At 51.7% G+C, this 19,197-nt stretch carries 20 protein-coding genes; 6 read left to right on the top strand and 14 right to left on the bottom strand.

The window, feature by feature from the left end; all coding sequences use genetic code 11:
* Window positions 1-2 precede the first annotated feature (2 nt).
* The 12 genes from PQG83_RS20455 to PQG83_RS20400 form a co-directional block, all read right to left on the bottom strand.
* Window positions 3-653 carry a hypothetical protein gene (locus tag PQG83_RS20455; protein WP_312745094.1) on the bottom strand — a complete coding sequence of 217 codons (651 nt, stop codon included), beginning with the start codon at window positions 651-653 and terminating at the stop codon, window positions 3-5.
* Window positions 654-799: 146 nt separating this feature from the next.
* The gene (locus tag PQG83_RS20450; protein ID WP_312745092.1) at window positions 800-1,402 is read right to left on the bottom strand and encodes a toxin-activating lysine-acyltransferase; all 603 of its coding nucleotides are present in this window, start codon (window positions 1,400-1,402) and stop codon (window positions 800-802) included.
* A gap of 487 nt (window positions 1,403-1,889) precedes the next feature.
* Window positions 1,890-2,483, bottom strand: a complete 594-nt coding sequence (locus PQG83_RS20445) for a toxin-activating lysine-acyltransferase (RefSeq protein WP_312745089.1) — start codon at window positions 2,481-2,483, stop codon at window positions 1,890-1,892.
* Window positions 2,484-2,595: 112 nt separating this feature from the next.
* Window positions 2,596-3,279, bottom strand: a complete 684-nt coding sequence (locus PQG83_RS20440; protein ID WP_312745086.1) for a response regulator transcription factor — start codon at window positions 3,277-3,279, stop codon at window positions 2,596-2,598.
* 683 nt (window positions 3,280-3,962) lie between these two features.
* A complete protein-coding gene (locus PQG83_RS20435; protein WP_312745083.1) occupies window positions 3,963-4,325 on the bottom strand; it encodes a DUF5615 family PIN-like protein in 363 nt (120 codons plus the stop codon).
* Complete coding sequence (locus PQG83_RS20430) at window positions 4,322-4,609, bottom strand: DUF433 domain-containing protein (protein ID WP_312745080.1); 288 nt, start codon at window positions 4,607-4,609, stop codon at window positions 4,322-4,324. Before PQG83_RS20430 ends, PQG83_RS20435 begins: the two co-directional genes overlap by 4 nt.
* A 392-nt stretch (window positions 4,610-5,001) precedes the next feature.
* Window positions 5,002-5,694 (bottom strand): hypothetical protein, encoded by a 693-nt coding sequence (locus PQG83_RS20425; RefSeq protein WP_312745077.1) that lies wholly within the window; start codon window positions 5,692-5,694, stop codon window positions 5,002-5,004.
* Window positions 5,695-5,918: 224 nt separating this feature from the next.
* The gene (locus PQG83_RS20420; RefSeq protein WP_312745074.1) at window positions 5,919-6,470 is read right to left on the bottom strand and encodes a hypothetical protein; all 552 of its coding nucleotides are present in this window, start codon (window positions 6,468-6,470) and stop codon (window positions 5,919-5,921) included.
* A 299-nt stretch (window positions 6,471-6,769) separates the two neighbouring features.
* On the bottom strand, window positions 6,770-7,177 hold the full coding sequence (locus PQG83_RS20415) for a hypothetical protein (protein WP_312745072.1): 408 nt from the start codon (window positions 7,175-7,177) through the stop codon (window positions 6,770-6,772).
* A 69-nt stretch (window positions 7,178-7,246) separates the two neighbouring features.
* Entirely contained in the window at window positions 7,247-7,918 is a 672-nt protein-coding gene (locus PQG83_RS20410; protein WP_312745069.1) for a hypothetical protein, read from the bottom strand.
* A 402-nt stretch (window positions 7,919-8,320) separates the two neighbouring features.
* Complete coding sequence (locus tag PQG83_RS20405) at window positions 8,321-8,545, bottom strand: hypothetical protein (RefSeq protein ID WP_312745066.1); 225 nt, start codon at window positions 8,543-8,545, stop codon at window positions 8,321-8,323.
* Entirely contained in the window at window positions 8,542-9,234 is a 693-nt protein-coding gene (locus PQG83_RS20400) for a hypothetical protein (RefSeq protein ID WP_312745063.1), read from the bottom strand. Before PQG83_RS20400 ends, PQG83_RS20405 begins: the two co-directional genes overlap by 4 nt.
* A gap of 791 nt (window positions 9,235-10,025) precedes the next feature.
* Here PQG83_RS20400 and PQG83_RS20395 point away from each other — a divergent pair.
* Window positions 10,026-10,238: a hypothetical protein gene (locus PQG83_RS20395; RefSeq protein ID WP_312745060.1), complete on the top strand. Its 213-nt coding sequence runs from the start codon at window positions 10,026-10,028 to the stop codon at window positions 10,236-10,238.
* Window positions 10,239-10,375: 137 nt separating this feature from the next.
* Here PQG83_RS20395 and PQG83_RS20390 read toward each other — a convergent pair whose 3' ends face one another.
* Window positions 10,376-13,792 (bottom strand): PAS domain-containing hybrid sensor histidine kinase/response regulator, encoded by a 3,417-nt coding sequence (locus tag PQG83_RS20390; protein WP_312745057.1) that lies wholly within the window; start codon window positions 13,790-13,792, stop codon window positions 10,376-10,378.
* Between the two features lie 246 nt (window positions 13,793-14,038).
* Between PQG83_RS20390 and thiD the strand changes: the two genes are divergently transcribed.
* The 5 genes from thiD (at window position 14,039) to PQG83_RS20365 (ending at window position 17,601) form a co-directional block, all read left to right on the top strand.
* Entirely contained in the window at window positions 14,039-14,830 is a 792-nt protein-coding gene (gene thiD, locus PQG83_RS20385; RefSeq protein WP_312745054.1) for a bifunctional hydroxymethylpyrimidine kinase/phosphomethylpyrimidine kinase, read from the top strand.
* Window positions 14,793-15,647, top strand: a complete 855-nt coding sequence (locus PQG83_RS20380; protein WP_312745051.1) for an alpha/beta hydrolase family protein — start codon at window positions 14,793-14,795, stop codon at window positions 15,645-15,647. Before thiD ends, PQG83_RS20380 begins: the two co-directional genes overlap by 38 nt.
* Before the next feature lie 18 nt (window positions 15,648-15,665).
* Window positions 15,666-16,142, top strand: a complete 477-nt coding sequence (locus PQG83_RS20375; protein ID WP_312745047.1) for a hypothetical protein — start codon at window positions 15,666-15,668, stop codon at window positions 16,140-16,142.
* A gap of 55 nt (window positions 16,143-16,197) precedes the next feature.
* Window positions 16,198-16,713 carry a gamma carbonic anhydrase family protein gene (locus PQG83_RS20370; protein WP_312745044.1) on the top strand — a complete coding sequence of 172 codons (516 nt, stop codon included), beginning with the start codon at window positions 16,198-16,200 and terminating at the stop codon, window positions 16,711-16,713.
* 90 nt (window positions 16,714-16,803) lie between these two features.
* On the top strand, window positions 16,804-17,601 hold the full coding sequence (locus tag PQG83_RS20365) for a Rossmann-fold NAD(P)-binding domain-containing protein (protein ID WP_312745041.1): 798 nt from the start codon (window positions 16,804-16,806) through the stop codon (window positions 17,599-17,601).
* 34 nt (window positions 17,602-17,635) lie between these two features.
* Here PQG83_RS20365 and PQG83_RS20360 read toward each other — a convergent pair whose 3' ends face one another.
* Window positions 17,636-19,096, bottom strand: coding sequence for a CPBP family intramembrane glutamic endopeptidase (locus PQG83_RS20360; RefSeq protein ID WP_312745038.1), 1,461 nt, complete (start codon window positions 19,094-19,096; stop codon window positions 17,636-17,638).
* Window positions 19,097-19,197 lie beyond the last annotated feature (101 nt).

The raw sequence follows: 19,197 nt of genomic DNA, 5'->3' as shown, positions 1-19,197 counted from the left end.
AGTTATCTCCTTATGAAATCTCCGTGGTGAACAGTAGCAGCAAAAATTGGATTAAAAATATCTTTTGAATGCCCTAACGTTGGTTCCGGATGAGGTCCTAACCACCCCAACAGGCTTTCAATTTTTCCCTCCGTCACCGGCTCATCAGTGATTTCCAGCGTGATGCGTTTCAAGGAGACCCCCGGCCCGAACGTGGCCGCCAAGTTGTCCGGATCCACCTGCTTAACCGTCGTAGGATCGGTGATATCCGTAAACGTCACCAGCAGCGGGTAGTCCTTGGGGGCCAGCTCACGGCCTTTGCCCTTCTGGGCAGTCACGATGGCCCACTGGTCGGACGATTGGCGGTCTTTCCGGCTCATTACATCCGAAAACGCCTTTACCGCCAAATAGGCATTGTAGGTCAGCAGCGCAAACAACTGCCGATTGTCAGGGAGTTCAACCACGACCGCTTCTCCCGCCATATCCAGATCCAGATTCCCATGCACCAGGGGGATATCAGGGTGTCGAAAGACGCTCATGGCCACCACACTGGCCGCCGAGTAGACTTCCCCGTTCACCCTCACTTCCACCGTCATCTTCTGATGCCACGAGTTCGAAGCAAATCCCAAAAACTCGAATCCTGTCAGAAGCGGGGTAAGAAATAGACAGAGCATGAGCAACAATCTTTTTCTACTGATTCCCTTTTTGAACATCTGATAGTAAGTTCCCTTCCTGGTCATCTCTACGCGTTCCTTTCTTGGATCACGTTGTACGGTTCTTCTTAATTCAACGACATTGGCTCACATTCATTTCGTAATCCTCAAGAAATGGTCGGTGAGGATTGAGTCAAATCAGCCCGCCCATACGTTAATGCATACCGCTTATACGTTTTATCTTTTGAAACGGAGTCTTCTAATTTCTTTACTAACTCCTGAGCCACCTCCTTAGGCGCCAATACCGCGAGCAGCCACGGAATCTCACCGCTCTTCCAGTCCTGCGGGGCCAGATGAAACGGGATGTTCGATTGCTGTTGCGCCTCCAGTCTTTTATCCACATCTTCCGAGACATGCGCCCAGAGCGCTAATCCCATGGGTACCAGAAGACCATTCTGATCCTTGAGTTTCCCGCGCACGACGGTCACTTGGTTGATGGCCAAGGCCGGGATCACCAGCCATTCCAGATCTGCCAGACTTAGATGCTTGTATACGGGCGAGAAACTCAGCATCGCCCCAATCTCACCAAAGGTGGCCGTGGCCACACGGGCTCGCTGCCCCGCCTCATGTGCAGAAGGGATTTGCGTCGAGTCAGAACCTTCCTGCCTCGTTCCCTTGTTATGACCTGTGACTTCTTCATGACTGGTTATTCCACCGTTGGATTGCACCGGCATCTGTGCCGTCAAGGTTTCTTGGGCGATCTGTTCCATTCTTAAAGTCTTCTCTCATCAGCGATGCGAAAAAAGGCATGAAGCATGTTCATCCGATCTGTCATACCTCGCTGTGTGATGGGATTTTCCATTGCGCTTGCATTCTTCCTTAAATTTCTCTTAGCGAAGCCGAGGAAACGTACCATAGTTTTTTGAAAAATAAACCTGTCCTATGGTACAGGGAAAAACTACTTAGGCAAGATTCAACATAGTTATACGGGACCTCAGACTTGTGGAAGATACGCTTTAACAACAATTCAAGGTTGCCTTCGTGTCCGATAGCTGTATAGAGGTCGTGGGGTGGGGCCGACTTGTGCAGCCGACTTTAGAGAACGACGCGCTGTGTGAGGTCTTTGATCTGGCTCAGGACAGGCTCCAGAGATTTGCGCATAAAAGGACAGGCTGCCGGGGCGAACCCCGGCATGCACATCATCTTCCCTATAGGAAATAATGGTCTGGTCATTCGCTCAAATGCTTTCTTCACTTCTCAGGAAGGAGTCGGTGAGGTTTGAACCGAATGGGCCCGATCAGACATCAATGCATACCGCTTATATTGTTTATCTTTAAAGACGGAGTCTTCCAATTTCTTGACTAACCCCAGTGAGATTTCCTTGGGTGCGAGCACCGCCAATAACCAGGGGATCTCTCCGCTCTTCCAGTCCTGCGGGGCCAGGCGAAAGGGTATATGGGCTTTCTGTTGCCCTTCCAGCTTTTTATCCACATCCTCCGAGACATGCGCCCAAAGCGCTAAACCGATGGGAACCATGAGCTCATTTTGATCTTTCACTTTCCCCCGCACCACCGTGACTTGGTTGGTAGCCAAGGCCGGGATCACCAGCCATTCCAGATCCGCCAGGCTCAGGTGCTTGAATACGGGAGAGAAACACAGTAAGGCCACAATTTCTCCAAATGTCGCCGTCGCCACGCGTGCCCGTTGACTAGGATCCATGGCAGAAGGATTTGATGTAGATCCGTTATTAGTGAGCTGACCTGTTCCATGATTTTGATTGAGTGCTCCTTCACTACCGGCAAGCTGGCTCTCTGCATTGAAGGGGGCTTCACTTTGCATGTGAGTCATCATTGTCTCCTTTTTTTCACGTCTTTGTGGTTAATATTTTGCTCGCCATTCGCTGAATGTTGGGATCTCTATGAAAACAGTTAGGAAAACAACTGCCGCATTCCCCAAGACTTCCCTAATGAACAACAGTCTGGGGAAGTTCCAAGATGTTGCCGGGACGAGTGAGGGTCAATGGGCTCGCCTCCTTTAAAGCTTCCCGAGTTGATATGTGGAGTTTTGCAAATATGTTGGAGATGTGAAACTTCACCGTCCGTGGTGCGATGCCAAGATGCTGGGCAATTTCTTTATTGGTTTTGCCCGATTTCACTTCTTCCACAATTCGCCATTCGCGTTCGGTCAAAGGCGCTCTTACGTGCCAATTTTGACTCTTCCCGTTGCTAACGGTTTGTAGGCCTTCCGTCGACATGCTTGCACGGTAAACCGGTCGATCGATCACCACGCCAATAACCAAATCTAGTATAGGAAAGAATCGAATGACCGTCTGAAAAGTTCCGGAATCAGTCACCCATTTTATTTCCGTCTGAACGGGCTCACGAAAGGCCAGAGCCTGCTTGATTTTACTGAGTACCGCCTTGGCTTCCATTTTCCCTAAGACTTCAGAAATTTTCTTTCCCTTGAGTTTCTTGCCACCCAGGAAATGTCCATATATGGGATTGAGGAACAAACAATCTCGATAAACGCCTTTCCTATCCCACACGAAAATTTTATGAGCAGACGGGTCCAGAAACTGATGCCATTCCGGTTTCCCTCCCGTGAATGGCATGTTTGGCTCATGCATTTCAGTCTGCACCTGTGCCATGAAAGGCCTCCTTAAGTGAACAGTTCAAAGCGGCCTTACTCTCTCTTTGATCTGACCGCTGAGCATGCACCGCCGCCTATTAACTTCTATTCGTGGAATACCTTCAAGCTGGGTGCAAATATTTTTAAAGTATGCATATGTTGGTGATGAAGGTGCCCCATTGAGGCTTCCTACGATATACAACCGGTTTGAATATTCTGGGCATTCCCCAAAGGGATGGGATTGAAACTTGGTAGGATCTATTTGGATAGAGGAACTCTATCCTTCTGACGAATGGGTAACATTCATCACGGCACGGTCCGACTATCTTTCATTGTAAATATTTCCATTATCGCGCCCTTCTTTTTAGCGCATGTCCGGGTCCACCTTCTGATTTTTTGCGTCGGTGGGCTCTGGGGATTTCCGGGTTGTGCCCAGCCATGTTGGAGTGCCTCAGGCTTACCCGCAGGGCCAATCTTCCATTCCGACTTTTCGATTGAGTTTTCGGGAGGCCAGATCCGACGCGAACGGATAGAACCCGAGGGTTCAATTTTTTCAAGAACCCATTACTCAAGCCGAAGATGCTTCCCACGCCCGCACCGGGTGAATGGCATCCGAATCTTTCCGGCCGCATGAGCGGAGCACACCACCAATTATATTTCGGCTCCTTCGGGCGAGATCCCATGCTTGCGGATCCAGACAGTTTATATAAGACGAGAGCACTTCTGAAGCAAAATTGGTTTAGCCTCAGCTGAACTCACAAATGACGTGTTGCCCAAGCCGGAGTTAATGTTCGTGACGAACAGGTGCAGGAGGGTAGCATTATCAATGTTGCCGGTAGAGACCAATAAGAGCTTTGGTGGGCGGGGTTGCAGGTGAAAGGTGGTGACGAAGTTGGCATCCTTTGTAATTAAGATGCGATTCTCCTGGGCGGAAAGATCGGCCAATTCCTCATCCCGCGTACGGTTGGCACCGGGAAGGTCCAGGGTATGGAGGGTGCCGTGTCCTGTAACCGTCAATTCCTGGGCGAGATGTTGGGGAAGTTGCGCATCGACTAGGAATTTCACCCAATCAACGGCTCAATTCCTTGAACCCGCGCCAGGCCTGCCCCAAACGCACAAGCGGCCTGTAGATCAGTCTCTTCCAAATCCGGATAGTCAGCCAAGATTTGCTGGGACGACATGCCGCTGCTCATAAGTTCCAGCACCCAATCCACCGGATACCGGAGCCCACGAATGCAGGGTTTTCCGTGACAAATCTTAGAATCAAAGGTGATGCGAGTTAATAATTGCTCAATAGGCATGGGTGCAGAATACCCCACTTCGCAAACGTTGACAAGAATAATGGGCATTGGAAATGCCCGCTTATACCAGGCAAATTTGACCGTAGCCTGGCCTGAGTCACGGCTGAACCGCGTATCCAACACCTGACATGGGTTGAATGTTCCAAAGCCTTATCCCTCTCCCCTTTACCTTCCGACGCCTGTCGCCCGGCCCCAGGACGGACGCTCTTATTTCCCTGCGGGCCTTGTTTGAGCCCCGCGAGTTGGCCCGCTCTTCCATATTTCGCCTCCGTCCCATCCGATGAGGCCGGACGGGGGGTCACTGGTTTTGGGTCCTTTTCCCGAAAGAAAAGGACCTCGGCTGCCGGGACGAACCCCGTAGGTGTTAAGCTAAGCCAAAGATGTTCCTTGGAAAATTAAAATTTCAAAAGAAATTCCTGAGCATACTATCTATCAGGAAGTCATTGCTTCCCCATGATGAACTTAGTAACTCCTATGTGATACCAGCCACGGGGACTGTCATTAGGAACACGAAGCGAAGGGGGACCTTTTTTTTCGTTTCCTTGCGCAAGCCACCACCCCAGCACACTTTCAATCTTCCCTTCCGTGATCGGCTCGTCGGTGATTTCCAGGGTGATGCGTTTCAGGGAGACCCCCGGGCCGAACGTCGCCGCCAGATTCTCCGGATCTACCTCTCTAACCGAGTTGGGATCATTGATATCCATGAACGCTACCAGCAGGGGGTAGTGGGACCGCGGAAGGTCTGTCATGAATCGCGATTTCGACAAAACCGCAAAACGCTCTGGATTACCTTTTGGCAGTTGGTCCTTAAAAACATTCACCGCATTGGTCTGCGGTCCACTATCCGGGGGACCTCCATCCAACAAAGCAAAGAGATAGCGTGAGCCCGGCAGCTCCACGAACGCAGCCTCCCCCTTCGCCCCAAATTGGAGCGGGTACCCCAACTGTTTCGTGAGCGGTTCGCTTTCTTTAACCCTCACTTTTACTACACTCGTCCCCGTATAAAGCTGCTCCTCGACCTCAACCTCTAGAGTCATCTTTTGATGCCAGGTGTAGGTAGGCAGTCCCATGAAACAATAGGCCAACCAGGCTCCTACCAACACCAATACACCGATAAGAATTATTTTTCTCATGTCTGATTATTCCAGCCAAAAAAGATTTGTGCTCTCTTCGGCACCGCATCCTCCATCATTGAATTAGGCATACACGAGGCCTGATGGAATAGCCATTTACTTCCTCACAAAACTCCATTTTCCTAGCCCATATAAAGGATCACCATATTTCCGATCTACTTTTCCACCAATGGGTACAGTTAAGTTGTTCCACCACCCCAACACACGTTCTATCTTCCCCTCCGTCACCGGCTCGTGGTGATTTCCAACGTGATGCGCTTGAGCGAGACGCCCGCCCCGAACGTCGCCGCCAGGTTAGTTGGATCGACTTGTTGGACGGTTTTTGGATCGGTAATATCGCTAAACGTCACCAGGAGGGGATACCGATCATGAGGAATAGTCAACGTTTGTTCCTCTGCGGCTTTAGCTAATGAAAATTCTTGTGGGCCACGTGCCCACCCCTTCCGGTCGGTTATGACCTGGGGAGCCAAGTCGGCCGCATACGATGAATTTCCTGCAAAGCTTATTAATCCAAAGAGGACCCCGTGTCCTGGAACCTCCACATAGGGAGCTTCGCCGCGTATCCCTCCGATCCACTCTGGACCATTGGCTGCGCCGATCGGATCGTTTTTACGCCAACTCACCTCTACGACGCTAGATCCCGGATACCCTTGCCCATCAGCCTCTACCTCCAGTGTCATCTTTTGATGCCACGTGTAAGGAAACCAAAAATGCTGACAGTAGGCCACCGACACCCCCACTAACACCAAGACCCCAATAAGCAGGATTTTTTTCATGTCTCGTTACTCCATCCTGGGACACTTATGTGTTGGATGCTCTGCCTGCCTGCAGGTTATCCCAAACATTTCTTTCCCCTGGTGAATCATTCCTCACGTGGAGCAGAGCCTTCCTGCACTCTCTTTGGTTGGCTGGAAAGACGCCGCTTCCAACGCCGATTCTCGACCACACCTGACAGATACGACCACGGTATCCTGCCCTGTGGCGAGGCCGACTTGTGCAGCAACCACTAGACATGGGGTGAATGCTCGCAAAGCCTTATCCCTCTCTCCTTCCCCTTCCGACGCCTGCCGCCCGGCTAACGGGACGGACGCTCTGATCTTTCCGCGGGCCTTGTTTGAGCCATGCGAGTTGACCCGCTCTTCCGTAGTTCGCGTCCGGCCCCTCCGATGCGGCCGGACGGGGCGTCCCTGGTTTTGGGTCCTTTTGCCGAAACAAAAGGACCTCGGCCGCCGGGACGAACCCCGGCATCCGTATCCGTCCCCCAATACGGAATGACGGTTTCACCATTCCACTCATATGCCACCGCATAGAAGCCGGATGCAAAGGCGGGGCCATTGGGATCGGAACTCGACCGATTAGAAATCGTTGCAGTACCAATTTGCGTCCCTATATCGTCGCTCAAATCACCAATGCCTGGATTGTAGCCACGGTTGTACGCATCCATCGCTAAAATCGCATACATGAGTTCTGTTGACGTCGCCATGTTGCCTCCTCAGAAAGATCGCCTATTGAATATTGCTATAAATTATTTGCAATAAGCCTAGTAAGCGTCTCATTGACACTTTCCAATTTTAAAAGCCCCACTACCTAAGTTATTTGAGAGCTCATTATCGCTAATCGCTATACTAGTGCTCCCATTCAGGCGAGCTCTTTTTTCACGTAACGCACACCACCACCCCAACACACTTTCAATCTTCCCCTCCGTCACCGGCTCATCAGTGATTTCCAGCGTGATGCGTTTCAAGGAGACCCCCGGCCCGAACGTGGCCGCCAAGTTGTCCGGATCCACCTGCTTAACCGTCGTAGGATCGGTGATATCCGTAAACGTCACCAGCAGCGGGTAGTCCTTGGGGGCCAGCTCACGGCCTTTGCCCTTCTGGGCAGTCACGATGGCCCACTGGTCGGACGATTGGCGGTCTTTCCGGCTCATTACATCCGAAAACGCCTTTACCGCCAAATAGGCATTGTAGGTCAGCAGCGCAAACAACTGCCGATTGTCAGGGAGTTCAACCACGACCGCTTCTCCCGCCATATCCAGATCCAGATTCCCATGCACCAGGGGGATATCAGGGTGTCGAAAGACGCTCATGGCCACCACACTGGCCGCCGAGTAGACTTCCCCGTTCACCCTCACTTCCACCGTCATCTTCTGATGCCACGAGTTCGAAGCAAATCCCAAAAACTCGAATCCTGTCAGAAGCGGGGTAAGAAATAGACAGAGCATGAGCAACAATCTTTTTCTACTGATTCCCTTTTTGAACATCTGATAGTAAGTTCCCTTCCTGGTCATCTCTACGCGTTCCTTTCTTGGATCACGTTGTACAGCCTTCATTCCCCGACTGTGGCTCAAAGGCGTCCCTCAACTCGCAAGTAGGATTTTCGAACACTCTCAGTCCATTTCTCCTCGCCTATCGACGCCTGCCGCCCGGCCCCAGGGATGGACGCTCTCATGCACCGGCGGGCCTTGTGTGAGCCATGCGAGTTGGCCCGCTCTTTCATAGTTCGCGTCCGTCCCCTCCGATGAGGCCGGACGGGGCGTCCCTGGTTTTGGGTCCTTTCGCCAAAACAAAAGAACCTCGGCCGCCGGGACGAACCCCAGCATCCGTTTCGGTCCCCCGATACAAAATCATGGTCTCGCCATTCCACTCATACGCCACCGCATAAAAGCCGGCGGCTTGGTCAGGAGTTGGGTCTTCTGGATTAGACCCGGAAACACGAAATTCCTCGGTTGAATCGGTGGAATAGTGGCACGACCAATTTGTGAACCTGTTAAAACCATTCCAGGATCGTAGCCTCGATTGTAGGCATCCATGGCAAGAATCGCATACATCAGTTCCGAGGACGTACTCATTTTTCTCCTCCAATTTTGAATGCTTTACTGGTTATATAATTTATGGGTTCGGGATGGTCCTTATCAGCTATCACTAGACCAGATAATGTACCTTGTCTTTTTAGAACCTTCAAAAACCTAAATTGTTCAACCTTCCCCTCCGTCACCGGCTCGTCGGTAATTTCCAGGGTGATGCGTTTGAGTGAGACCCCTGGCCAAAACGTTTCCGCCAAATTGTCCGGATCGACGACCTTTACCGTCGTAGGATCGCTAATATCTGTGAAGGTCACCAGCAGGGGGTAGTGAGACCGCGGAATGTCTTTCCTGAATCGCGACTTCGCCACGATCGCAAACCGTTCGTCGCCACGCCGTGGCAATTGATCTTTAAAGATATTGATGGCATTGGTCTGCGGACCACTATCCGGAGGACCGCCATCGAGCAGAGCAAACAACACTTTTCCTTCTGGGAGTTCAACAAAAGCCGCTTCCCCTCTCGCCCCAAACTGGGATGAAAATCCCAGGCCCTTCGTTAGCGGATCGCTGTCCCTCACGGTCACTTTCACGACACTTGAGCCAGTATAGAACTGGCCATCGACGTCAACTTCCAGTGTCATCTTTTGATGCCACGTGTAGGGAAACCAAAAATGCTGACAATAGGCCAGCGACACCCCCACTAACACCAAGACACCGATAAGCAGGATTTTTTTCATGTCTCGTTACTCCATCCTTGGACACTTATGTGTTGGATGCTCTGCCTGCCTCCAGGTTATCCCAAACATTTCTTTCCCCTAATGAATTATTCCTCACGTGGAGCAGAGCCTTCCTGCACTCTCTTTGGTTGGCTGGAAAAGCGCCGCTTCCAACGCCGATCTCGACCACGCCTGACAGATACGACCACGGTATCCTGCCCTGTGGCGAGGCCGACTTGTGCAGCAAACACTAGACATGGGGTGAATATTCCAAAGCCTTATCCCTCTCCCCTTCCCCTTTCGACGCCTGTCGCCCGGCCCCAGGACGGACGCTCTTATTTCCCTGCTGGCCTTGTTTGAGCCATGCGAGTTGGCCCGCTCTTCCGTAGTTCGCGTCCGTCCCCTCTGATGCGCCCGGACGGGGCGTCCCTGGTTTTGGGTCCTTCTGCCGAAACAAAAGGACCTCGGCTGCCGGGACGAACCCCGACTTAATAGGATCTCTGAAACTTTTGTACCTATACATCGGCGAAAAACTTCCCAAGACTAAGATCGCGCAATAATCGATCCGTTCGCGTGGGCTCCCTCACCTTCGTCGGTTTCTATAAAAAGCCTGTCTCTTCCAGATTCCCACCAGATTCGTTTCATTGTTCATTGGCGATGCCTATCCTCAGTGACATTGCATTTCGCGCGTCATCGTTTTTAGTGCCAATTTTTTCGGCACAATCTCCGGAGGGTTCGACTGGCAATGGTGGGAAGCATGATGGCCATGGGAGGGGCGCCGGCCTCTGCCGGAAAATGAAGGATCTCAGCCGATGATTATCTCTCCGTGCAATGGGGACATCGTGGGGTCAACGATTGAACTGACGTATGCCTTGGAAAAAGGGACGAAGGGCGACCGCGTGCAGGCTTTGTCGACGGCCCATACCAAAAGGCACACGGGAAAGCATCAGATCATGGTCACAGTGGCCGATCATGACCATGCGCTTCTTGCCACATCGGATGCAATCGAGATTGAGGTGAAATAACCAACGACAGGAGGAGAATAACCGGCCAAGGCGCCGATGAGTCGTTGGCATGCGGCGAACGGGTCGGACAATTTCTCAGGGAGGATTGAGGAGCTGAAAACAGAAACTATGGATGGGGATTATTACGGGATATTTCCTTAGGCAGTTTGAGTTGAGTCCGGTGTGGACCCCTTACCCAGGATGTCCCGGAGCGCAAGAGCCAGAGACAGTCCGTTGACCGGCTTCATCAAAAAGGCCCGAATGCCGAGTTGCTTGGCTTTTTCTTGAGTCATGGTGTGGCTAAACCCCGTACACAACAGAATGGGAATATCCGCTCGAATACCTAACAACGCCCGAGATAAGGCCTCCCCGCTCATCGTCGGCATGGTTTGATCCGTCACGACCACATCAAAATCCGAGGGGTGTGCTCGAAACAGATCTAACGCTTCATATGGATTGACGCTTGCTACAACGGCATAGCCTAAATGGCTGAGAAATTGTGTCCCCCAGCGCGTCAGCATTTCTTCATCATCCACAAATAAGACCCTTCCGGATCCGGTCGGCCAGGCAATGACTTCCTCCGGTTTGTCCGGCGCAATCACATCCAAGCGCGGCAGAAGTACCGTGAAGGTCGTGCCCTCCCCCGGACGACTGGACACCGCAATCCCACCCCCGTGGTTATGGACAATCCCGTGGACAACCGCCAGCCCGAGCCCCGTGCCCTCCCCGGCAGGTTTTGTGGTAAAAAATGGCTCAAAAATTCTCTCGACCATTTCGAGAGGAATGCCCTTTCCTGTGTCACGAATTACCACCTGAAGGTAGGAACCGGCTTTGCATAGGCCCAGGCCCGGCATTCCATCATCAGGAATACACTCATGGCCTAAGGCTATTTCCAACAGACCACCCTCTTCCCGCATGGCATATTCCGCATTGGCACACAGATTCATAATCACTTGTTGCATTTGCGTCCGGTCACCATAAATCACCGTGGACTCAAGATCCAAGGACGTTCGAATTTCGATCGAGGACGGAAAGCTGGCTCGAACCATTTTCAGAACATCCCCAATCACCAATCGCAGATCAATGGCCTCTTTATCCTTTTCCGAGCGCCGGCTAAAGGCTAAAATTTGCTTCACAAGATCACGGGCCCGATTCCCGGCGGCGATCACTTCGTTTAGATAGGATTTTAAGCGTTCATCCTGAGTGGCGTAGGCCATCGCCAATTCGGAATATCCCAGGATCGCACCTAAAATATTATTAAAGTCATGGGCGATGCCCCCGGCCAATGTACCAATTGCCTCCATTTTTTGGGTATGCCGCAATTGCATCTCACTCAATAATAAAGCCTCTTCAGTCCGTTTCCGCTCTGTAATATCCTCACAAGACAGCAACCACACCCGAGGCCCTGACTGTTTCTCAATGGCCTGAATCGTCTCTTTCACCCAAATGATGGTTCCATCCTTTTTTACTTTTCTGAATTCAGGAAGAATACCTTTGGTGGATTCACGCAATCCCTTCTCCAGACCTGATTGAAACAGGCCACGATCCTCCTCATAGACCACGGAAAACGCAGAGGTGCCCAGTAATTCCTCAACCCGATACCCTAACACTTGAGCCCCATATTGATTCACGGAGAGAATGATCCCCTGACAATTCACCGTAAAATAAATTAAGGGAGTCTGATCGTAGAGCTCACGATACTTGTCCTGGCTGTTTTGAACTTCTTCCTGTGCCCGCTTGCGCTCAAGTTCCGCTCCTGCCCGTGAGGCAAAAATCTTCAAAAGATTATGCCCTTGAGAGGAAAGCACATGCGGATTCGTATCTAAAAGCGCGAGATTTCCCACGACCTCATTTTTGGAATTGAAAAGAGGCGTTCCATAATACGCCTCAACTCTCAACGCTTGAATCGCTTCACTGCGAGGAAAGAGTTGTTGGACACCGGAAGGCTGGTCCACAGGGTTACCCCCAAGTACGAGTTCGCAAGGTCCCCCCAGACATTCATACACCGTTGAAGGCTCAAATTGGTCGTGGTTCCAAAAAGCCAATGTCCGGGCTTTGCTGGCATTTGGCTCAATCCGCTCCGACAAAAACACCATGGGCACCTGAAGCGCTTTCGCCAATTCACCGACAAGGACTTCGAAGAAATTTGGAGAGCCGGGGATCACATTGCCTTTAACAATCGCCTCCAGCGCATCTTCCCATTGTTTTCTCTGTGTGATATCTCGCGAGATCACGACAGCTCGCAGTTCTCCAAGCGCCGTTTGGAAGGCTCGTCCGGTGCTTTCAAACCAGTGGTACTCCCCATCCTGATGCCGATAGCGGTAGACCGAACGGCCGGAACCGTGGGTCTTCATGCCTTGACAAAACTCCTCCACCACTCTGTCTCGATCTTCAGGATGCACCGGGGCAAAGACACTCGTGCCAAGCAGATCTTGGGAGCTGTACCCAAGAGATTCTTTGAAATTCGGACTCACATAGAGGAATCGTCCTTCGGCATCGGTTTCCGTGATCAGATCATAGGCATTTTCCATAATGGCCCGGAAGCGTTTTTCTCGTTCCTGAATGATGAGTTCAGCGGCTTTTCGGAACGTAATATCGCGAGCAAAACCCAAGACCCCGTTCTGACCATCCGGTAAAGATCCAAACGAGTCTTTGGTCACTAAAAACGTTCGGGAAACAGGATGCTGCTCCTGAACCTCAACCTCAAAGGTCTGAGTCCCCGCAGATTGCATCACATGGTCATCCCCCTCGACAAACAACGCATGCGGCTGGGTGCCGAATATTTCCTCATCGGTTTTTCCGACGACCTCATGGATGGCCTTTCCCATAATCTCCGCGCCCGAAGGATTCACCAGGAGGTAACGACCATCCTGGTCCTTAACATAGACCACATCACTCATTTCTGCGAGGACAGCATCCAACAGAGCGTGGTTCCGCCTTGATAGGTCATCCGCCAACTTGCGCTCCGTGATATCGCGTATGGTTCCTCCTCCTCGAAGTAACCGGCCATTGGCATCAAAGGTTCCCTCCCCTGTGGCCTCAAACCAACGATAACCATTTGATTTCGTGCGTAATCTGGACTCCACATGATAGGGAATCCTTTTTTCAATATGATTGCTTAAGGCCTCAAACACACGCTCCCGATCGTCAGGATGTAACCGTTGCTCCCAACTCCCCATGACTCCCGGGAACTCAGATTCCTCATACCCCAACATCGCGATAAACTGAGGGGAGTACCACACCGGACACTCTGGAGAATACCAGGGAATATCCGGACGAATTTCAGCCACCCACAACCCCTCACGAGACCCCTGAGAGGCCAGAATAAACCGCTCAACTTGCTGTCGGAGAGCATGCAACTCCTCTTGCAAATCTGGCTGTGGAGTACCTGGGGACATCTTGGATTGGCGAGTCTCTGGCAATCGGGGAATATGGCTCGAAGCTTCAGATTTCGAAGATAATTGTCCAGGTGACCCTTGGGAAGACCCAAGGGAAAGCGTCAGATCTCCCAGGCGCTTTCGATGAATTTCTTCATCGGAAGGAGGAGAAGACTTTGAAGAATGGGGAGATTCCATACAGCATCTATCCTTGAAAAGCCCGGAATGACCGGCTCGTCAAGGAGTGACTCTATAATCAAACACCATGAAATATTTTTCCTGTAATGTCAAGAAAAAATACGCAAAAACACCTGGCCCTCAGACGTAAGCTGGAACAGCAGGATTTCTACGCGTACTGATTATTAGAATGCGGCATCCCTGGATCATCAGAATATGACATGCTAGACTCACCGTTCGTCCACAACTCTTCATTCGCTGACACTCATGAAAAAAGCTGTTTGTACCATCGCCGGCTCTGATTGTAGTGGAGGGGCCGGCATTCAAGCCGATCTAAAAGCCATGTCCGCGAACGGGGTGTTCGGGATGTCGGTGATAACATCCATTACCGCACAAAATACGCGCGGCGTCTCTGCCGTTTTTCATTTGCCTATCTCGATCATTACCGCACAACTCGAGGCGCTCTTTTCCGATATTCCTGTCACCGTGATTAAAACCGGGATGCTGGCAACCTCCGATATCATCACAACCGTCAGTCGTCATCTGGCCAAACAACCCCTCGAGCACCTGGTTGTTGATCCGGTTATGGTCGCCAAAGGAGGATATCCACTTCTGGAACAGGAAGCGATGGCCACACTGAAAACTGAATTGCTCCCCCAGGCTTCCCTTCTGACCCCAAATATTGCCGAAGCCGAAATGTTATCCGGCCTCTCCATTACGACTCTGGCCCATGCCAGAGAGGCGGCGAAGGTCATTCATCAATTCGGCTGCCAACATGTCCTGATCAAGGGCGGGCATCTGCTGGAACAGCCGGGAACGGACTTACTGTACGACGGCAGGTTTTTCCGCATGTTTAAGGGGGAATTTTTTCAGACGAATACAACTCACGGAACCGGCTGTACCCTGGCCTCTGCCATTGCCGCCAACCTGGCCAAGGGAAAACCCATCGCCGACGCGATTGAGGCCGCAAAACATTATACGACTGAGGCCATTCGTCACGGCCTTCCTCTTGGCCAGGGAAATGGCCCGACCGACCACTTCTACTTTCTGCAAGCATAGCCAACTCGTGGAGACCGCATCGCCCACAGAAAGCTGGGATGGGAGGACTGAAGCTTCTGTCAGCTTTACCGGTTCATCCGGCATTGTGACGACAGGGATTTTCGCTCAACCGGCTGCTTCCACGCATCGAGCGGTAATCCTTTGTCATGGATTTCCCTCCGATAAAAACAGTCGAACCAATCGGCGGTTGACGGACCTTCTCATCCCTCAATCCATCGCGACGCTTCGATTCGATTGGTATGGCATGGGTGACTCTCCGGAGCCCCTGTCACAGCTCCGCATCCAAAAATGTGAGGAACAACTGGATGCAGCCGTCCGCTTTCTCACCGAAAGATCCATGAAGGCGCTCGGACTCATTGGATCCAGTTTTGGTGGATTCATGGCCATTCTTTCGGCCCCCCGATATCCTCTCCTACAGGCCCTGGGCCTAAAATGCCCCGTGGTGGACTTCTCTGAAGTGCTTCGCCTGGAATTGGGAGCAGACGCCATGGACCGATGGAAACGCACCGACCACATACCCGACGTCTTCGGTGGCGAACTCCCGACACCCTTGCCGTATGCCTTTTTTGAGGAATGTCTCACCTATAACGGCTACAATTCAGCTTCGCGCATTCAAGCTCCCACCCTGATTGTGCACGGGGATCAAGATGAAATCATTCCCGTCCATCAGATTGATCGCTTACTGACGTCTCTGAACGTGCCCAAGGATTTTCGTCTCATTCCCGGTGCAAACCATCAATTCGGACGGCCTGAAGATTTTCGTCTCATGACCACCCATTTGGCCAAGTGGATGATCGCTCATCTGCCTCTCTCTTGAGGTGGCCGGACCTGAACTATGCCTGACTCACCACACACCAACCCGGAATTATCCCAGGCGCAACTCGAAACCATTCGTATGCTCTATCCGTTATTTAAAAACGAGGTGCTCCGGCGACGGGAATACATGAGCCGGTTGTCGGTATTCCACAATACCATATTGGTGTTCTTGATCATGATCATTGCCGTGGTGTCCCCTGGGCACCCCGACTCCACCATGCGATGGTTAACGATTTCCGGTGTGGTCATCTTGTCAGGGTTTGTGGTCTATCTGATTCTTCAACAAGCCACTCGACACCGAATGGCCAAACAACAATTAATTGAACTCGAGAGGGGTATGGGACTGTACCAAGAAGACTGGATGTTTTCGGGAAAGACCACCTATCCGAAACATTGGCAAACCGATTGGCTCTCAGACCGAAGCGTGGCGACGTACCTCACCGTCCTCATTGTTCTTACAGGACTGGCAATCGGCGCCATGCTCATTCGCCTTTAACCTTCACCTCACGTTCTCACATGGAGAGACTCTATTCGGCGAAAGGACCGCGCTCATGTTAAGAACCTATCGAGGGATTGCCCCCTCTGTCGCGACCAGCGCGTTTATCGAAGACACGGCCGTCGTCATCGGGGATGTGGCCATCGGATCTGAATCGAGCGTCTGGTTCAATGCCGTCATACGCGGAGACGTACATAGTATCCGCATTGGCCATCGGACCAATATTCAAGACCTCTGCCTGTTGCACGTGACGCATGACACCCACCCTCTCACTCTTGGCGATGACATCACGGTGGGCCATCATGTGGTCCTCCATGGATGCACGATTCATGATCGGGTGCTGATTGGCATGGGAGCCATCATCATGGACGGAGCCGTGATCGAAGAAGACTGTGTCATTGGCGCTGGAGCCTTAGTTACCCGGAATATCCACATCCCCTCGAGGAGCCTGGTCATGGGGTCTCCGGCTAAAGTGAATCGCCTGTTGACGGATGCTGAAGTGCAGTGGATCAAAGAATCTGCCGCGAACTACATCCGATACGCCCAACAATATGTCTCAGAGAATGAGTAATGTCGGAATTCCAGAAAGCCCCAATCCGGTCATGCCCTGGCTTTTGAACAATTTCTCTTTCCAACCACACATTCGGATAAGATCTCTTCCTTGAGCCACAATTCCCTTTACCATGATCCACTCGTCATTCTTGGCACGGGCTATACCGGTCGACGAATCTACCACCAGGCTTGTGAAGCAGGGTGGAACGTGTTCGCAACAAGCCGAATGCCGGATATCCATCTCTCAGATATTTCACCTGCACATCGAATTCATTTTGACCTGACCCAGCCTGAAACCTGGCGATCCGTTCCCTTCCCGGCCCATCTCATCTGGTGTTTTCCTGCGACACCATTGAATGTGGTCCAGAAATTCTTCACCAGCCGTCCCAGGGAGTCCGGTAGAATTCTGGTGATGGGAAGCACATCCGCCTATGGGGCAACCTGCGGAATCGTCACGGAAGAGACTCCGGTCAACATGGACCTTCCTCGGGTTCAAGGAGAAGAATATCTCCGGACACAATTGGGCGCTGTGGTCATTCGACTGGCAGGATTATACGGACCAGGTCGTCATGTGTTGGATTGGATGAGAAAAGGCAGGATTCGCAATACTCCGAAATGGGTCAATCTCCTCCATGTGGAAGATGCGGCAGGCATCTGTTTGCGAGCCCTTGAACGGGCTCAAAACGGTAGCACCTATCTGGCTAGCGATGGAACCCCACGGACCTGGTCTGAGATTTTCTCAATTGCGTCAGAAAAGTGGAGCATGCCCATTCCCCCACCCACGCCCCTTCAGGAAATCGGCAAACAGGTCTCCATTCACAAACTCCTGTCCACCCTTCACTATACCCTTCGATTTCCTGATCTCTATCAGGCCTTGGACGACATTGAACGGCATTCATCATTATGAAGGCACATCACAACAAACCGCTCCATGATCATTTTTAGCGGAAAAATGAGACAAGAGAATACACCACCACCCCGTTATTGACGGCATGCGCCACCATGCCGGGAATCACACTCCCCGTTCGTTCGTAGGCCCATGCCCACAACAACCCACTCCAGAGAACCGTCAGAAACGCGATCAGCCCATAGCCATGGGCCAAGGCGAAAATCAATCCACTTGCAACCATGGAGAGGGGAAAACTGAATTTGATTCGAAGTGTCGTATAGAGAATTCCCCGGAAAATGAGTTCTTCGAAAAAGGGCGCCAGAAGAACGAAGTCGATTGTGGTTTTGATGAGTTCCATCCGCGTTCCCCAAATCAGCTGGGGGACAAACCATTCTGTCCAATGCACCGAAGATTGAAACGCCTCCCCCCCGAGCACAATCAGCCAGTCCCCAACAAGGCCAAGCGTCACCAACATCACGATCAATGGCAGACCGGATTTCAATCGTTGCCACACATTCGAACAACCCACCACCTGTAGCAACGATTGTTTCCTGGTTCGACACAACAGAATAGCGGTCAGGACGACGGGAGGAAGATACAGTAACGCGATCCCGAAATCCTCAATAATGCCTATACCATCAGGCAGGACCGCCACCAGTCCCATCAACAGAATCGTCAGGGCCCCTCCACGGGCTAAGACCGCGATACCCTCCCGGAATGTCCAAGGAATGCGCCAGACAGCCAAGCCGGTTTGAGACGGGAAAATCCGGCCTTTCAACCGGGCGAATCCCAGACGAAGAAAGAACGCCACCCCAAACCCAATCACCACAACCTCACCCCCCAATAGCACACGCCATCTCCATAATGGGGGGTCGGTCAACTGATACTCTTGTAATTGAAGATTTTTCTGTAAATCCCGATCGCCGGCCTGAACGGCTATTCGTCGCGCAAGATGAAAGTAAAACCAATTTGCGGGGACCTCTTCGGCCAACCTCGCCTGCAGGAAGACATACTCAGCAGGCGAGAGTTCGCTCTGCCCATATCCCACTTCCAACCATCGACGAAAAGAAGCAGGCGAATTGTGCTCCATCCCCCAATTCATCACAAACTGGTTGAATTGGTCGGTCAACCCGGCTTCGCCATAGAGCATGCCCAAATACAATTTATCCAATGCTGAGGATTGATCATCCACCCTTTCTTCATACCAAAGTCGGATTTGCTCCAGCGTTTCCCCGTCCTGTCCTCCCAAATGGTACATCACCTGTTCAAACGAGGAGAGTTCCGGCAGGCGAGATTCAAAACCCAACATCCGACTGGCGATCCGCTCCAGATCCCGGCTTGCAGGTGATGCCAGGCGCACATCATCGGACAGCGTCACCGCCCAAATGAGCAATCCCAGCCCACATGCGCAGAACAACAGACACAGGCCGGTCAGCCAACGGGAGAATTGAATTTCTTCTTGAAGGTCTGAGCGGGTATCCGGGAGGAGATCGACGGTATTATCTGATTCCATAAGCGAGGGTTCACAGATGCAAGAAAGTTGCTTATTTTAACTACCGGATTAAGATACCATGATCTGCAGGCGCCATGCCGAAACAAACCATACCGCACTCG

Source organism: Candidatus Nitrospira neomarina, from assembly GCF_032051675.1.
GTDB classification, from domain to species: domain Bacteria; phylum Nitrospirota; class Nitrospiria; order Nitrospirales; family UBA8639; genus Nitrospira_E; species Nitrospira_E neomarina.
This window is presented reverse-complemented; position numbering and strand designations above follow the sequence as displayed.

Bases quoted from the DNA above. Each gene is read 5' to 3' on its own strand.
- PQG83_RS20455 (WP_312745094.1), bottom strand. From the start codon at position 653: ATGCTCTGTCTATTTCTTACCCCGCTTCTGACAGGATTCGAGTTTTTG.
- PQG83_RS20450 (WP_312745092.1), bottom strand. From the start codon at position 1,402: ATGGAACAGATCGCCCAAGAAACCTTGACGGCACAGATGCCGGTGCAA.
- PQG83_RS20445 (WP_312745089.1), bottom strand. From the start codon at position 2,483: ATGATGACTCACATGCAAAGTGAAGCCCCCTTCAATGCAGAGAGCCAG.
- PQG83_RS20440 (WP_312745086.1), bottom strand. From the start codon at position 3,279: ATGGCACAGGTGCAGACTGAAATGCATGAGCCAAACATGCCATTCACG.
- PQG83_RS20430 (WP_312745080.1), bottom strand. From the start codon at position 4,609: ATGCCCATTATTCTTGTCAACGTTTGCGAAGTGGGGTATTCTGCACCC.
- PQG83_RS20425 (WP_312745077.1), bottom strand. From the start codon at position 5,694: ATGAGAAAAATAATTCTTATCGGTGTATTGGTGTTGGTAGGAGCCTGG.
- PQG83_RS20420 (WP_312745074.1), bottom strand. From the start codon at position 6,470: ATGAAAAAAATCCTGCTTATTGGGGTCTTGGTGTTAGTGGGGGTGTCG.
- PQG83_RS20415 (WP_312745072.1), bottom strand. From the start codon at position 7,177: ATGGCGACGTCAACAGAACTCATGTATGCGATTTTAGCGATGGATGCG.
- PQG83_RS20410 (WP_312745069.1), bottom strand. From the start codon at position 7,918: ATGCTCTGTCTATTTCTTACCCCGCTTCTGACAGGATTCGAGTTTTTG.
- PQG83_RS20405 (WP_312745066.1), bottom strand. From the start codon at position 8,545: ATGAGTACGTCCTCGGAACTGATGTATGCGATTCTTGCCATGGATGCC.
- PQG83_RS20400 (WP_312745063.1), bottom strand. From the start codon at position 9,234: ATGAAAAAAATCCTGCTTATCGGTGTCTTGGTGTTAGTGGGGGTGTCG.
- PQG83_RS20395 (WP_312745060.1), top strand. From the start codon at position 10,026: ATGATTATCTCTCCGTGCAATGGGGACATCGTGGGGTCAACGATTGAA.
- PQG83_RS20390 (WP_312745057.1), bottom strand. From the start codon at position 13,792: ATGGAATCTCCCCATTCTTCAAAGTCTTCTCCTCCTTCCGATGAAGAA.
- thiD (WP_312745054.1), top strand. From the start codon at position 14,039: ATGAAAAAAGCTGTTTGTACCATCGCCGGCTCTGATTGTAGTGGAGGG.
- PQG83_RS20380 (WP_312745051.1), top strand. From the start codon at position 14,793: ATGGCCCGACCGACCACTTCTACTTTCTGCAAGCATAGCCAACTCGTG.
- PQG83_RS20375 (WP_312745047.1), top strand. From the start codon at position 15,666: ATGCCTGACTCACCACACACCAACCCGGAATTATCCCAGGCGCAACTC.
- PQG83_RS20370 (WP_312745044.1), top strand. From the start codon at position 16,198: ATGTTAAGAACCTATCGAGGGATTGCCCCCTCTGTCGCGACCAGCGCG.
- PQG83_RS20360 (WP_312745038.1), bottom strand. From the start codon at position 19,096: ATGGAATCAGATAATACCGTCGATCTCCTCCCGGATACCCGCTCAGAC.